General features: G+C 32.9%; 12 protein-coding genes and 1 pseudogene. 5 read left to right on the top strand and 8 right to left on the bottom strand.

What is annotated here, in order from left to right; all coding sequences use genetic code 11:
* The first annotated feature begins 59 nt into the window (after positions 1-59).
* The 4 genes from F9279_RS06570 to F9279_RS06585 all read left to right on the top strand — a co-directional run bounded on the left by F9279_RS06570 (position 60) and on the right by F9279_RS06585 (position 6,667).
* On the top strand, positions 60-2,243 hold the full coding sequence (locus F9279_RS06570) for a DEAD/DEAH box helicase (protein ID WP_152111996.1): 2,184 nt from the start codon (positions 60-62) through the stop codon (positions 2,241-2,243).
* A gap of 917 nt (positions 2,244-3,160) precedes the next feature.
* A complete protein-coding gene (locus tag F9279_RS06575; RefSeq protein WP_152111997.1) occupies positions 3,161-5,389 on the top strand; it encodes an MASE3 domain-containing protein in 2,229 nt (742 codons plus the stop codon).
* Positions 5,390-5,474: 85 nt separating this feature from the next.
* Entirely contained in the window at positions 5,475-6,149 is a 675-nt protein-coding gene (locus tag F9279_RS06580; protein WP_152111998.1) for a peptidylprolyl isomerase, read from the top strand.
* 83 nt (positions 6,150-6,232) lie between these two features.
* Complete coding sequence (locus F9279_RS06585) at positions 6,233-6,667, top strand: peptidylprolyl isomerase (protein ID WP_152111999.1); 435 nt, start codon at positions 6,233-6,235, stop codon at positions 6,665-6,667.
* A 97-nt stretch (positions 6,668-6,764) separates the two neighbouring features.
* On the opposite strand, the gene F9279_RS06590 is transcribed toward F9279_RS06585, so the two are convergent.
* The gene (locus F9279_RS06590; RefSeq protein ID WP_152112000.1) at positions 6,765-7,478 is read right to left on the bottom strand and encodes a glycosyltransferase; all 714 of its coding nucleotides are present in this window, start codon (positions 7,476-7,478) and stop codon (positions 6,765-6,767) included.
* A 134-nt stretch (positions 7,479-7,612) separates the two neighbouring features.
* On the opposite strand from F9279_RS06590, the gene F9279_RS06595 reads away from it, so the two are divergent.
* On the top strand, positions 7,613-8,695 hold the full coding sequence (locus tag F9279_RS06595) for a glycosyltransferase family 4 protein (protein ID WP_152112001.1): 1,083 nt from the start codon (positions 7,613-7,615) through the stop codon (positions 8,693-8,695).
* A 74-nt stretch (positions 8,696-8,769) separates the two neighbouring features.
* On the opposite strand, the gene F9279_RS06600 is transcribed toward F9279_RS06595, so the two are convergent.
* The 7 genes and pseudogenes from F9279_RS06600 to F9279_RS06630 form a co-directional block, all read right to left on the bottom strand.
* Positions 8,770-9,699: an NAD-dependent epimerase/dehydratase family protein gene (locus tag F9279_RS06600; RefSeq protein ID WP_226793313.1), complete on the bottom strand. Its 930-nt coding sequence runs from the start codon at positions 9,697-9,699 to the stop codon at positions 8,770-8,772.
* Positions 9,681-10,508, bottom strand: coding sequence for a dTDP-4-dehydrorhamnose reductase family protein (locus F9279_RS06605; RefSeq protein WP_152112002.1), 828 nt, complete (start codon positions 10,506-10,508; stop codon positions 9,681-9,683). Before F9279_RS06605 ends, F9279_RS06600 begins: the two co-directional genes overlap by 19 nt.
* A gap of 1 nt (position 10,509) precedes the next feature.
* Positions 10,510-11,492, bottom strand: a pseudogene (locus F9279_RS06610) (polysaccharide biosynthesis protein).
* Entirely contained in the window at positions 11,485-12,576 is a 1,092-nt protein-coding gene (gene wecB / locus F9279_RS06615; RefSeq protein ID WP_152112003.1) for a non-hydrolyzing UDP-N-acetylglucosamine 2-epimerase, read from the bottom strand. The pseudogene F9279_RS06610 and the gene wecB overlap by 8 nt, the downstream one beginning before the upstream one ends.
* Before the next feature lie 391 nt (positions 12,577-12,967).
* Positions 12,968-13,654, bottom strand: a complete 687-nt coding sequence (locus F9279_RS06620; RefSeq protein WP_152112004.1) for a DUF1796 family putative cysteine peptidase — start codon at positions 13,652-13,654, stop codon at positions 12,968-12,970.
* 163 nt (positions 13,655-13,817) lie between these two features.
* The gene (locus F9279_RS06625; RefSeq protein WP_152112005.1) at positions 13,818-14,327 is read right to left on the bottom strand and encodes a hypothetical protein; all 510 of its coding nucleotides are present in this window, start codon (positions 14,325-14,327) and stop codon (positions 13,818-13,820) included.
* A gap of 63 nt (positions 14,328-14,390) precedes the next feature.
* Positions 14,391-14,906, bottom strand: a complete 516-nt coding sequence (locus tag F9279_RS06630; RefSeq protein WP_152112006.1) for a hypothetical protein — start codon at positions 14,904-14,906, stop codon at positions 14,391-14,393.
* Positions 14,907-15,051: the final 145 nt, after the last annotated feature.

Here is a 15,051-nt window from a genome sequence, read left to right on the forward strand (position 1 = left end):
TTCTTCCCTACTCTTCATGTTATAATGGATAAACGAATTTTAGAGAAAAGGTTTAGATTATGACAAATATTATTTCAACCATTAAAGAGTGGCAAGAAGCATTACAACAAGAAATAAACTTTTTAAAAAGACATACACCAAATAGCTTGGCCATATATAATGGTAAGCTTTTAAATACTGGAGAAAACTACACCTATTATTTTGAAAGTATTAGTTTAGTGAAAATACCAATTGGCTCTTCCGTTACCCTTAATTGGTACACGAATCAGTTGAAAGGTAGAATACTTTCCTCTGATGGAAAAAGCTTAATCATTCATTTGGAAAAAATGATTGGAGAAGAGGTATCTGAAGCTACTTTATTCCATGATCCATGGGAACTTTTAGAGCAGCTCCAAGTACGATTTGATTCTATTAAGAAAAATAAACGAAAGCTTAGTAGAATTATTAAATTAATGAAGCCTAGTGAAAAAACAAAGCACCCTACAATAAATATACAAAATCATGTGCATGAGCTTGCTTTAAGAAGTAAGTATAATCCTATTACATTTGTATGGGGTCCTCCTGGAACTGGGAAGACATATACATTAGCTAGAGTTGCTTTACAAAGATACTGGAAAGGGAAGAGAATCTTACTATTAGCACAAAGTAATCAAGCAGTAGATGTACTTTTGAAGGAAATCACTCAAACCGCTAAATTAAAGAATCGCTTTAAAGTGGGAGATATTCTTCGATATGGAGGAAATACATCTGATGAGTTGTTAGCAAAGGAACAAATCACCACAAGTTCTTTATTAACAGAAAAGGATGTTAACTTAGCTAAACAAAAGAGTGAGCTTTTACTAGAAAAAAAGAATCTTAAAGTAGATTTGGCCATGTCTTTTACTAATCGCGATTCTTCTAGTTTATTAAAGCTAGAAGAAAAATTAGCATTGGTATTAGAAAGGATACGAAAACGAGAACTACAATTCGTAGAAAAAGCGATGATAATCGGTACAACCCTGGCTAAGGCAGCAACAGATGCAGTTATTTATGAAGAGGATTATGACCTAGTAATACTAGATGAAGCGAGCATGGCATATGTTCCACAAGTAGCTTTTACAGCCTCATTAGCCAAAAATACTATTATTTGCGGAGATTTTAAACAATTGCCTCCAATAGCAGCAAGTCGTCAACCTTTAGTAGAGAAATGGTTGAAAAATGATATCTTTCATGCTTCCAATGTAGCTGATCGTGTAGATTCTAAGACCCTTCATCCTCAACTTTTATTATTAAATGAGCAAAGAAGGATGCATCCAAGCATATCTGCGTTCACTAATAAATATGTATATCATTCCTTAGTGGCAGATCATAAAAGTGTCGAAAATACTAGGAAAACTATTACCGAGAAAGCACCCTTCATTGGGGAAGCAAATATATTATTAGATTCTAGTAATATGGGTCATTTTTCCTCCTTTGAAAAAGGAACAAAATCAAGAATTAATATTTTGCATTCCCTTTTAGCTTTACAAGTTATGAACGAAGCTATTCAAAATAATATGGAAAGTATAGGCTATGTAACACCATATAGGGCACAAGCAGAATTAATGGAAGGCATGGCTAATGAATTTTTCCCTTTATCTATGCAAAATAAGCAAGTAACTGTCGCTACAGTTCATCGTTTTCAAGGTAGCGAAAGAGATATGATTATCTTTGATAGTGTAGAAAGTGAGCCATTATTGAAAGCTGGAATGCTTTTAACAGGAAGAGATAGCGAAAGACTATTGAATGTAGCAATCACTCGTTCAAAAGGGAAGTTTATTCATATTGGTAATCGAGAATTTATTAAAAGAAAGACAGCTAAACAAAGCACTATTCATACACTTATTAAACATCAAGAGGAAGAGAATACCGTATTAACATCCTCTGCTATTGGATCATGGATTAAAGATAAAAATCCAAAACTTTTTTGGACACACGCTCAAAAAACAGAATTACTACAAAGAGATTTACAAAGAGCGGAAAATGAGGTATTCATTGCACTACCAGAAGATACAATACTATCTAATTCAACAAAAGGTCTTTTATCTCCATATAAACCATTACTAATAAAAGACCTGAATTTTCCAATTGTTATAATTAAAGAGACCATTGTATGGCTAGGTTACCCTCTAGAAGCTATGAAAGGAGTAAAGCCACCATCCATTGGCCTACGAGTATACTCTCCTACCTTATCAAGCTATTTATTAAAATGGCTTGATAAGTGATGATGGTAAATAACCATCATTATATGAATAGGAAAGCAAAATCGCGAATTTATAACACCTTTTAGGGAAAACGAGGGACTTTTTTATGTACTTCACCTATTCAAATATAGAAATAGTAGAAAATCGAATGAACGATGAAATAAAGTTAAACTTTGCATCATATAGAATTTGGAAAAGAGCATTTTTAGAAATAATAGTCGTAGAAATCCTCTTATTTTCGTTACTTCCATGAAAAACAATGGAAATAGACGGAGAATTACGCCTATTTCCTTAGAACACATGAAATTGGGAAGCATTTCCCTTACTTAACCGGAAAAATCCGCTTATTAGCAAGTAAATGAACAATATATTTGCCATTAGACGTAAATATCCGTTTATTTTTGGTGATTCGCTACAAAATAACTAATGTAGAATACCCATGAATGAAGGAAGGAAGAGTTTGTGAGGAATCGGTGAAAAGGTTTCTATTCCTACTCAATTAGGTGACCAACGGAAAAAATCAATAAATACTAATTTAGCAAGAAAAATTAGTATTATTACACAGATGATTGTAGTGGAAGGGGTAAGACTCCTACGGGATAAGCGGGACAGCTAAGACCCCACAGACGGAACGGCGAGGAGGCTTAGCGCCCGCCCCGTGGAAAGCGAACCTCTGTAACGGAAATCAGCCCCTATTCAGAGAGGAAATGACCTCCCTATACAATTCCTAGGCAGGATGATGCTAGTAATTTTTTTGTCTATCCATTGACATAATCTTTTTCCAATAAAGTGAAGATCTTCCTACCAAAGGAAGATCTTTTTATTTATTAAAAAGGATATTACTTTCATTTGTCGAATAAATTAATTAACTAGAAAAAAATATATAAGAATATTATAGGAGAAAATACTAGTCAACATTATTACTGTTAGGAGTTCACATGTTTAATTTCAAAAATCTCAGAAAAATAAATGTTTTCCTTTTTGTGTTGCCCATATTCACCCTATTAGTTATATACTTCTTAGCGAATACTTCATTAGTGGTTGAAAATTTTACACCATTACACACATTCCTTGAGATATGTGGTATTTTTGTTTGTTTTTCTATAGCTACATACAGCTGGCAAGCCTATAAATATGAACAATCCGCTGTTTTTTTATGGACACCATTCATATTCATTACCATTGGTATTCTTGATTATTTTCATACCTTTTCTTTTTTTGATATGCCCCAATTTATAACCGAAAATACGGCAGAAAAAACAATGTGGTTTTGGATTTTTTCAAGAATGCTACAATCAGTCTCTTTGTTTCTATTAATTACTTACTCAAGTGTAAAGCAACTAGTTTCTATTAAAAATCGTATCTATTTCTTTTTAAGCACTATTATTATCATTACTATAATCAGTTTTACTATTATCTACTTTGAACCTAATTTACCATTATTAATTGATCAAAATAATAATACAACACTTTTAAAAGCCTTATTTGAATGGTTTACCATTAGCTTTCAATTACTATCTATCCTTTTTCTTTTTACTTCTTATTTTGATGTTAAGCAATTCTCTAAACATGACCTTTTGTATGCACTTTTTTTCTTATGTGTAAATAGTTTTTTGTTATCTGCTTATAATATTGCGGAAAATGGCTTAATTATTATCGCTCATGTTTTTAAACTATTAGGGTTTGTCTATATATATAAAGCTTTCTATTATTCTCAAATTACACTTTCTTTTGCACAAAAAAAGGAAATTAAAAATAACTTAAAAGAAAGAGATACACTTCTTCAATCCTTTATTAATCATACAAAGGAAGGCATAATGCTTACCAATATGGATGGGGAAATTAAAACCATTAATAGTGCTTTTAGAGACATTTATGGATTATCTAATGATGATGTAACAGGAAAACATATTAATGACATACTGCCACGTTATCAATTACCTATTCAAAAATTATGCTATCAAATAATACATGGTATCCCTGTGGAAAACTATGAGTTTAAGTATGTACGAAATGATGGTAGAACTATTTATATTCAAATAACATTATCGCCTATTTACGATGAACAGGGAGAAATGGAATATATCTCTGGAATCTCAAGAGATATAACGGAACAAAAGAAAGCTCATATGCTACAAGAACAAGCAGAGCTTGAATTGAAAAATGCTGTGAAGCTACAACAAGGCATTATATTTAAATATCGAAGTCGAAATGGACAATTTATTTTCTCCTTATGGGATGGTCTCTTAAATGAAAAACTAAAAGTTAACCCAGATGAGATAATCTATAAAAATGTTCACTCTGACTTTTATGAAAAATTTCCTGGTTTACTTGCATATCAGCAACTAGCATGGAAGGGAAACGCCATTTCCTTTGAACTACCTTTTCAAAAAGAGATTCTTTTGTATGTTACATTAAATCCTGTATTTAAAAATGGAAAAGTTGATAGTGTTATAGGATCTTGTATAGAAATTACCCAGTTAAGAAATACGGAGAATTTACTTCAAAAGAAAGAAAAACTTGCTGTTGTTGGTCAAATGGCTGCTGGTGTTGCACATGAGATTAGAAATCCGCTAACAACCTTAAAAGGTTTTTCTCAATTACTTCATAATAATCTACTTTCAACTAGTAATAGAGAGTATTTAGAGATTATTATGGCAGAAATTGATAGAATTGAACTAATTACAAATGAATTTTTAGTAGTAGCTAAGCCACAAGCCCTTGTTTTAAAGCACCACAATATAAGTACATTAATTGAACAGGTTATCTTTTTTTTACAGCATGAACTTTCTACATCCAATATTCAGATAGAAACAGAATTTCAAACAAGTATTTTACATATTGAGTGTGATGGAAATCAAATAAAGCAGGTCTTTATTAACCTGTTGAAAAATTCTATTGAAGCAATGCCCAATGGAGGAAACTTAAAGATTTTAGTGCAGGAAACAGATGAAAGATATTTAAAAGTGGATATAGTCGATAATGGGATCGGTATTCCTCAAGAAATTATCCCTAAATTAGGTGAGCCATTTTATACCTTAAAAGAAAAAGGAACTGGTCTTGGTTTAATGGTAAGCTATCGAATTATGGAAGCAAATAAAGGGAAAATTTATTTTTCTAGTAAAGAAAATATTGGTACTAAAGTGGAGTTATTATTACCTAAATAAGTATTAATAACTCATAATCCTTGTCCCTCAAAGCTTTTTTCGATATGATGGAATGAAAAGTGATTAATGCATAGGAGTGTAAAGAATGAAGAAAGCACCATTTATAGTACAAAAGGGATTGGTTTTAACTACCATGTTGCTAATCATCATTTTGGCAGGATGTGGGTCGTCTAGCGACCAAGAAACGAAAAAGTCATCAGAAAGTAATGCATCTAATTCAACTGTAACTAGTTCAAGTGATAACCCTATTGTAACCATTACAATGGAAGATGAAGCAAAAATAGAAATAGAGCTTTTTCCAAGTGTTGCTCCTAATACGGTGAATAATTTTATTACTCTTGTGCAAGACGGTTTCTATGATGGATTAACCTTCCATCGAGTTATACCAGATTTTATGATTCAAGGGGGAGATCCGAATGGTGACGGCACTGGGGACCCTGGCTACTCTATTGAAGGGGAGTTTTCTGGGAATGGTGTAGAGAACAATCTTAAGCATGAAAGAGGCGTACTCAGCATGGCAAGATCTCAAATGCCTGATTCTGCTGGAAGTCAGTTCTTTATTATGGTTGCAGATGCCCCTCATTTAGATGGAGAATATGCCTCTTTTGGAAAAGTAGTAAGTGGAATGGATGTAGTGGACAAAATCGTATCTGTAGAAAGAGATTCAGCAGATAAACCAGTAACAGAGGTCAAAATGAAAGAAGTAACTGTTGATACAAAAGGAAAAGATTATCCAAAGCCAGAGACTATCGATAATTAAGATGGATAGTAAGAACATAAGATTTTCCTTCTTGCAAAAAAAATGGTATGATAAAATCTGATTTTAAAAAAGGAGATGTTTTTATGGCTAATAAAGGATACATATTAATGCAAAATGGTGAGAAAATTGAATTTGAATTATACCCAAATGAAGCACCTGGTACTGTAGCTAACTTTGTTGAGTTAATTAATAAAGGATTTTACAATGGATTATCATTCCATCGCGTAATTCCTGAATTTGTAAGCCAAGGTGGAGATCCAAACGGTAACGGAACTGGTGGTCCTGGTTACACAATTAAGTGTGAAACAGTAGGAAATCCACATAAACACGTAGAAGGATCTCTTTCTATGGCACATGCTGGTCGTGATACAGGTGGAAGCCAATTCTTTATTGTACATGATCCACAGCCTCATTTAAATGGAGTTCATACTGTATTTGGACAAGTTACTTCTGGAATGGATACAGTAAAAGCTATGAAAAATGGCGATGTAATGGAGAAAGTAGAAATTACAGAATAATAAACGGAAGTCTAAAAAACACTAGATGCGATTATGTCACGCATCTAGTGTTTTTTTTATATCCTCCATTTTTCAAAAAGAAAATGGTGTTAGTTGCTCAAAGATTACATATAATGTATTGAATCATCTTTGGGCGGTAATAGCTTTCAATTAATTTCATTTCGTTAAGCATTTCATGTTGGTATTTACTTGTACCAGATTCATCGTGTGTTCTAAATTTTGTTAGCGAATCATCATAATAATGAATAGGAATGCCATTTACAAGCAATCGGAACCACATTTCGTAATCATGTGTATACTTAAATACTTCATTAAATTTACCGAACTTTTTAAAAAGATCCTTCTTTAACATGATGGTACAACCGTTGATTATATTTGTGTTCAGATAGCTTTTGTATACCTCAGTAATGGTAGTGAAACGTTGGCTATTACATGGTGTGATAACATGATTATTTTTATCGATAATATCATAGTTCGTAAAACTAGCATCATAGCTGTTGGCTAACATAAATTTCAATTGCTTGGCAATCTTATCAGGCATAAAAAAGTCATCAGAGCTTAACCAAGCAATATATTCACCAGTTGCATGTTCAATACCATGATTTAAAGCAGTAGCTGTTCCACCATTTGCTTTGCGTAAATATACTATATCATTTTTATACCGTTCTAGCTTATCTATTTCCTTTGTTGATCCGTCATCTACTACGATTATTTCAATATTTTTATATGTTTGTTGTTTCGCACTCTGTATTGCTTGTTGCACATAAGAACAGTTATAAAAAGGAATGATTATGGAAACCTTTGGGTTCATTTCAAACCTCCTGTTAAACTTCAGTTTTATTAAATCTATTTTCCTATTGTTCTATACTCCATGAAACTACATTCATTAGTGTGATTAACATCGTTACATGATAAGAAAATTTTAATATATAGGGGGAAGGGAATATGAATATACTTTTTGTCTACTATGTCCCAAGCGGTGGTGTAGAAACATTGAATCGACAAAGATCTGCTAGCTTGAAAACTGTAAAATTAAATCCACATTTTCTGTATTATCGAAAAGAAAGAGACTTAGTTAATGACCATGAAGCCCCAGTCTACATTACAAATACTGATGAAGAAATTAAAGAGATATTGGATAAGGGTAATTATGGATTAATGATTATTATTTCAGATTATCCAGCCATACAAAGATTTAGAGAATTAGGCTATAAAGGTCCAATTGTATTAGAAATTCAAGGTTACGGTCCAAAACATGTAGCAGCAGCAGAGTTAACGAAGGCAGTCTCCTTTGTTACAACATATGGAGACGGATTACTTAACCCTAAAACACCACATATTTCTAAACTTTTTGATGATTTGTATCCTAAAACTCCTAAATTCCAATTTAATAATAGCTTTGATAGTAGTAAGTTTTCGTATCAGACTTTCCCAAAGCACCCAAACCCAATATTAGCTTGGATAGGTAGGTTAGAAGATAATAAGAATTGGAGAGAATTTTTATATATTGGACGAAAAGCAATTGATACGATTAATCAAGATATTGAATTATATATGTTTGAAGATCCAACGCTTTCAACACCACAAGAAAGAGAAGCATTTAAGCAATTAATGAAAAAATTAAAACTCGAGAGTAAAATTACGATTCATCCTAATGTTCCAAATGGAAAAATGAAAGAATATTTTTCGATTATTGGTGATTCAGGTGGCTTCTTATGCTCTACTTCAAAAGTGGAAGGTGCTCCATATTCAATCCTTGAAGCGATTAGTTGTAGATGTCCTGTATTAACAACTGATTCAGATGGTGTAAGAAGTTCCATCATTCATAATCAAACAGGGAAGTATTATACTCTTGGGGATATAGATGAAGCTATTACGGAAGCAACGGAGTTAATGAATAATTTTTCCCTTCGAGAGCAAATAAGGATGAATGCTACTTACCACTTAATCCGCGAATTTAGTCCACAAGAATATGCAAAAAATTTCTTGAAAATGTTAAAGACTCTTGGTATAGAAAACAAAGGATAGTGTCCTTTTATAAAATATATTATTATTATTGGTACAGAATGACCACCGCTGTCATTCTATACCAACTTAATCACTCATAATGAAAGAGAATTATGTTCATTTTGACGATAGAAATCTAAAATACTTTTTATAGAAGTTTGAAAAGGTATTTTATTCTCCCAACCCAATTGTCTGATTTTATGAGAACTAATTACTTTTTGTTGATCACCTAACATGTTATTTGCAGACTTTGTAGAGAATCCAATAGTTGAGAGCTGCTTTAGCTCGTTTACGATTTCCCCAAGAGAGCGTAATTCACCAGAAGATATATCATATGTTTCTCCAGCTACTCCTTTTTGAAAAATCATATCATATGCAGAGACAGCATCTCTCACATCTAAGAAATCTCTTGAAGCGAGTAAATTATGAACCTCTAACATCGGTTGCATTTTCCCTTGTTCCATTTTTACAATTTTTTGAGCAAATAGTGCACAGACCCCATTAGAATAGCCTGGTCCGATTAAATTAGATGGTTTTGCTTCCATTATATGAAGATTATATAAATGAGACCATCCTTTAGCAAGAATCGATTGTAATGCTTTACTCAAACTATAGGGGTGTGAAGGGTATTCTGTAATTGATTGATTTTGAAGAGAAGAACCAATAATTAATATTTTGCAGGAAGGATTAATACGATGAAGTGCGTCGATTAAATAGGCGGTAGATAGGACATTTGCTTCCAGTGTAGAGAGAGGATCCTCCCAAGAATCCGAAACATTATTCTGTCCTGCTAAATGCAAGAGATATTGTGGTTTCGTTCTACTTATTAAATGATATACTTCTTTATGATTTAAAAGATCTAAATGCTCCTGTTGGATATTGGATGACATATTAGTTTTACTTCTAGTTGTCGCAATTACTTCATATCCTGCATGGCTAAAATACTCACATGCATGTTGTCCTGTAAACCCGTTAGCTCCAGTTATTAGGATAGAAGGGTGGTTACTCATTTTTGCTGCATCCATGTTTTTAATTCCAGCAACATGTCTTTATATGATGGGATTGAATAGGAAAAATCTGTTCTTGTATTTTTTATTGTTCTATCTTGAATAAAATCATACTCAGGTAAAATCTGGACATCTTTTTTATCATAAACCTTTTGTATCAACGTTAGTAGCTCAAATTTTGATATTTTCGGAGTGTTTCCTAAATGGTATAAACCTACTACTTTTTGTTCTATCATCGCCTCTATCACCTTTGCAAGCTCAAGAGTTGTTACTCCATTCCACATTGCATTTTTAAAACCGTTAATTTCTCCTTTTTGCTTCATGAACCAGAGAAATAATCCAATTCCATCATCCTTTAGTTCTGGTCCTATAATGGATGTTCGAATGGTTAGATTTTTATGATCTTTTATTTCCCCTAATTGTTTTGTTTTGGCATATTCAGAGGTACCATCTGTTAAAGCATTCTCTTCATAGTCACCCTTTTCGCCAGAGAAAACACAATCTGTACTAATATGAATTAATTTACCATTATAGCGATCTACTAGTTTAGCAAGCTGATGAGGCAATAGGCTATTGACTTGTAATGCTAGTAATGGATCTTGTTCTGCAAAGTGATTGAGAACACCAATACAATTTATGACAATATCAGGCTTAGTACTATCAATCAAATTTTCGAGACTTTTCGTATCTGTCACATCAAGAAAGATTGTGTCTTGATCATTTTTATCGCGGGAGGTGGAATGTACTTCATATTTAGGATTCTTCTTGAAATAGGCGGAAATAACATGTCCTGCCATTCCTTTTGCGCCCAGGATCAAGATTTTCATTTTATAATAATCCACCTTTCATTAGCATTTCACGAATTTCTTTTTTACTAATTAGTTCTGTACTAGAATTATAGTCTTCTAAATCAACTGGTTTGTAACTAGCATAATGCTCTTTTAAGCCTTTAATATGAATGGAAGGAAGAATGACAAAATATTCTTCGTCATACACTACTGTGGTGGTACTCTCATATTTAGATAATAGTAGCTCATGGACTTTTTCCCCTGGTCTGATTCCAAGAATGGTTCTTGTCACATCTTTCTCGTTTAACTCTTCAATTAGTACATCAGCTAAGTCAGTGATTTTAATAGTTGGCATCTTCATGACAAAGATCTCTCCACCAAAGCTTTCGTAGGTTGCTTTAAATACTAATTGAATAGCATCATGAACGGTTAAGAAGAATCTCGTCATGTTTACATCTGTAATGCCGACTGTTTTCTTTTCTTTGATTTGCTTCTTGAATACATGGATAACACTTCCGTTTGTACCAAGTACATTTCCACCTCTAATACAAACAAATTTTGTATTAGAATCTTATTCGCATGAATTATTAGCTTTTCACCCATTGCTTTTGATAACCCATAAATATTTGATGGATCACTTGCTTTATCTGTTGAGATATAGACTACCTTATGAACATTACTAGCTATTGCAGCTTCTATTACATTTTGTGTACCCATTGCATTTGTTTTAATCGCTTCTAAAGGTTGATCTTCACATACAGGAACATGCTTTAGTGCTGCTAAGTGAAAGACGTAATCAACTTTTCTACAAGCTTCTAATAAGCCTTTCATTTCTTTAATATCTCCAATGATAAAATGTAATTTTGGGTTATTATCAAATTCTTGTTTCATGGAAAACTGATTAGATTCATTTCTAGAATATATTCTGATTTCTTTTGGATCTTCCTTCAGCAACTGTTTTACTAACTCATGCCCCCAAGATCCAGTCCCACCTGTAATAAGAATTGTCTGATCTTTAAACAACTTTCATTCCTCCTAATAATACTTTTATCACTTTATCTGAAACGTTCGGATGATCGTAACCCTCTGGAAAACTCCACATATTTTTTTGTTTTACCATTACTTGTACACTATTTAGAATATGCTCTTTGTTTAAGCCTGAAAGAATATTGCTACCGCAAGCAATAGTTTCAGGTCTTTCGGTAGAATTTCTAATTGTTACTGTTGGAACATGGAACAAACAACATTCCTCTTGAACTGTTCCACTGTCTGTTAGTACGCACAAAGCATTTTTTTCTAGTTTAACAAAGTCGTAGAAACCAAACGGTTCATGAAATTCTACTAAGGGATGAAGGCTTTCTATAGTCTTACGGTTTAATTTATCTTTTGTTCGTGGATGAATACTACATATAATTCTCTTATTAAAGCTTGAAGCTATTAAACTTAACCCATTGATGATTTCTGTTAATCTTGATTCATGGTCTACATTCTCAGCACGGTGAGCTGTTACTAGAAAGTAATCTTGATGTGTTAGTGACAATTTAGTTAAGATATCACTAGCTTCAATCTCTTTTTTATAATACTGCAGTACTTCGTAAATAGGATTGCCTGTTATCATGATTCGGTTAGAAGGTATTCCTTCTTTAAGAAGGTTTTCTCTACTTTGAGGAGTGTATGGTAAATTAACGCTTGAGATGGCATCAATTACTTTTCTATTTTTTTCTTCTGGAACCTCTAAGTCAAAGCAGCGATTACCAGCTTCCATATGATAAACGGGAATACCCATTCTTTCCGCTAAAATGGAACTAAGTCCACTATTAGTATCGCCAAGCACTAGTACTTTATCTGGTGCTTCTTTCTGGATGATTATTTCTAGTTCTTTAAACATGCTAGCTAATTGCTGGCCAACTGATTGTTTACCATTGCCAAGAAAATAGTCAGGTTTTCTAATATTAAGTTCTTGAAAGAAAATATCACTTAGCGAATTGGTAAAATTTTGTCCAGTATGCACTAAAGTATGCTTTTCTGCATATTCATCTAATTTATGAATGATTAGACTCAGGCGTATAATCTCTGGTCTTGTTCCTAAAACGGTTAGGATTTTCATTGGTCACCTACTTTCGAAAAAATTGCTTTATTCAAATAGTTTAAAAAAGGCCACAACCTTTTTACTTCTTTAACAGAGTATGTATAAAGTGGATAGTTGCTATAGGCATGTCTACTAGAAATTAAAAAAACTTGCATTAACACTTGGTTAAAAAGAAAGGAAAGTTTCACAGTAATCTAACTTTTATAGAAGAAAGGAGAGTAAAGATACTTTTTAAATATAGCTAACATACTTTAAAATGAGGGAAGCTTAGTTACCATCCTAATGTAATGCAAAAATCAACACAGTAGGAGGTTCTAACGATCTTCCCTATTAGTATGATGAAATTTGGAGTGGTGAATAGATGTTTGCATTTAACAAGAAAACGCTTTCTTATATATATTTTATTATTCTATTGATGATAGTTAGTTAAGGAAAAACCAGTTAACACTTTATCCCAAATTTCCAAATCATTTGGTCTATTTGCGGGAACTTGTACAGAACACACATGAGCTAAAGGAAAATTCATATCCTGAATATCGTTTATTCCTTCTGTAGGTTGAAGGATAACTATTTTAAAACGGTTTGGAATAATAGACATTAAAATACTTTCTAATTCAGCCATTTCATCAGCACTAGCATATCCCCATCTTAAAAATAAGACAGAGTTACTTGTATACAGTTTTTCGTATAAACGTTGTATGCGATTAGTCAGAGTCTCCTTAAATAGTGGATAGCGCACCTGCCAATCTTGTCCAGAAATTAAAGGGAAGTCATGAACAGAAATAATATTAGAGAAATTATCTTTAATAAAATGAGCTGTTACTGGATGTTCATCTCCTGTTTGTGCAAACACTGCATCTCCATCATCCAGGAAATGAGCAAATCCTTCTGTTTTTTCCAAATTTTCTAATTCCATATAACCATAGAAGTTTGTTTTTAATAATGTATTTACATCACTAAGTGAATTAGAAATAGACCAATCTAACGGAAAGGAAAATCTTCTTAAATGATGCCTTCTTAAATTTAACGATGGACCACACCAGCTACCTAAGCTTACATATAAATCATATGAGCCCTTTACATCTTCTAAATTCAACCTACTCACATCTCCTATTTATTAAAACTATTTATGAGTATCATAACTTTCTATTAAAGTACTTTATATAGAAGAAACAAGATCTTATGAAAAGATCTTGTTTCTTCTACTATTAGTAGATTTTTTTGGTTAGGATCTAAACCTCACAACCTAAAAGCAACTATTATACAATGCTTCTCACTGTCATTTGTCCAAGGTAATTTCCTGTTCCTACTGGTGGAGCAACAACTGTTGCATCAATAAATATATTAATCGTTCCACCTAGAAGAGCAGCCGCTAATATGGTATCAGCAGAAGCGATTTCTACACTAGTGTTTCCTTCAATATTTACAACATTAGTAAATAGAGGGAGAGTTAAAACTACTATCCCAAGAAGATTAAGCACTTGTAATGTACCACTTACGGATACGTTCTGATCTCCTGCAAAAGCATAGTTGATTGCGAGTGGTAATGCTAAAGAAAGCAATGGAGCGCCAACAGAAAATGTAGTTCTGAAGGTTACATTTTGACTAGGGGCTGTAAGTGGAGACCATATATAACTATTGTTTCCATCAATATAAGGTAATGCTGGATCTAGTGCTAATACGGGAGTTTTAGGTATAGGACCACCTGCAGAATCAGCTGTAATTACTGTATTAGCAGTAGTAGTAAAGGATTGTAAAAGTAATGTCATTCATTTCACCACCTTTTTCATTCTAATAAATAATAAAGAGTTAAAGTTTCAATTTAATGATGTTTAAACTACTGTTTGAACAATAATTTCTCCAAGATAACGACCTGTATTCGGAGGAGTATAAGGAAGAGTAACAGGAGCAGTTACAGTTGCATCAATGGTAATAGTTATAGATCCACCTAGTAAACTAGCTGCAACTAACGTATCAGCAGATGCAATTTCTACGTTATTTGGATTTGCATCATTGTTATCTGTGAATAATGGTACTGTTAATACAACAATTCCTAAAAGATTTAGTACTTGTAGTGTTCCAGTGACAGAGACATTTTCATTCCCAGCAAATGCGTAGTATACACTAACTGGTAATGCTAAAGCTAGAGCAGGAGCACCAAAAGTGAAAGTACTTTGAAACGTAACTACTTGTCCAGAAGTTGTTACAGGTGACCATAAATAAGCATCATTTCCTTCGATTTGAGGATTAGATGGAGTTGTAAATACTGCAGGGCCTACTGGTGCAGCACTATCAAAAATTCTTGTTGTATTAGCAGGTGTTGTATAAGCTTGTAATGCTATCGGCATATTTTCACCTCCAAGGGGTTAAAGAATGTTTGTACAGAACATATTATGTCTGATTCTCGATATTGACTAGACGAATAGAAAGGAGAAGGAGCGGAATTTTCGGAATAAATATAGATAGTAAGGGCTATCGTCTACACTACATTTA

The organism is Bacillus sp. B1-b2 (assembly GCF_009183415.1).
Classification (GTDB): domain Bacteria; phylum Bacillota; class Bacilli; order Bacillales; family Cytobacillaceae; genus Niallia.

Coding starts and splice junctions, on each gene's coding strand:
- F9279_RS06570 (WP_152111996.1), top strand. CDS start 60: ATGACAAATATTATTTCAACCATTAAAGAGTGGCAAGAAGCATTACAA.
- F9279_RS06575 (WP_152111997.1), top strand. CDS start 3,161: ATGTTTAATTTCAAAAATCTCAGAAAAATAAATGTTTTCCTTTTTGTG.
- F9279_RS06580 (WP_152111998.1), top strand. CDS start 5,475: ATGAAGAAAGCACCATTTATAGTACAAAAGGGATTGGTTTTAACTACC.
- F9279_RS06585 (WP_152111999.1), top strand. CDS start 6,233: ATGGCTAATAAAGGATACATATTAATGCAAAATGGTGAGAAAATTGAA.
- F9279_RS06590 (WP_152112000.1), bottom strand. CDS start 7,478: ATGAACCCAAAGGTTTCCATAATCATTCCTTTTTATAACTGTTCTTAT.
- F9279_RS06595 (WP_152112001.1), top strand. CDS start 7,613: ATGAATATACTTTTTGTCTACTATGTCCCAAGCGGTGGTGTAGAAACA.
- F9279_RS06600 (WP_226793313.1), bottom strand. CDS start 9,699: ATGGATGCAGCAAAAATGAGTAACCACCCTTCTATCCTAATAACTGGA.
- F9279_RS06605 (WP_152112002.1), bottom strand. CDS start 10,508: ATGAAAATCTTGATCCTGGGCGCAAAAGGAATGGCAGGACATGTTATT.
- wecB (WP_152112003.1), bottom strand. CDS start 12,576: ATGAAAATCCTAACCGTTTTAGGAACAAGACCAGAGATTATACGCCTG.
- F9279_RS06625 (WP_152112005.1), bottom strand. CDS start 14,327: ATGACATTACTTTTACAATCCTTTACTACTACTGCTAATACAGTAATT.
- F9279_RS06630 (WP_152112006.1), bottom strand. CDS start 14,906: ATGCCGATAGCATTACAAGCTTATACAACACCTGCTAATACAACAAGA.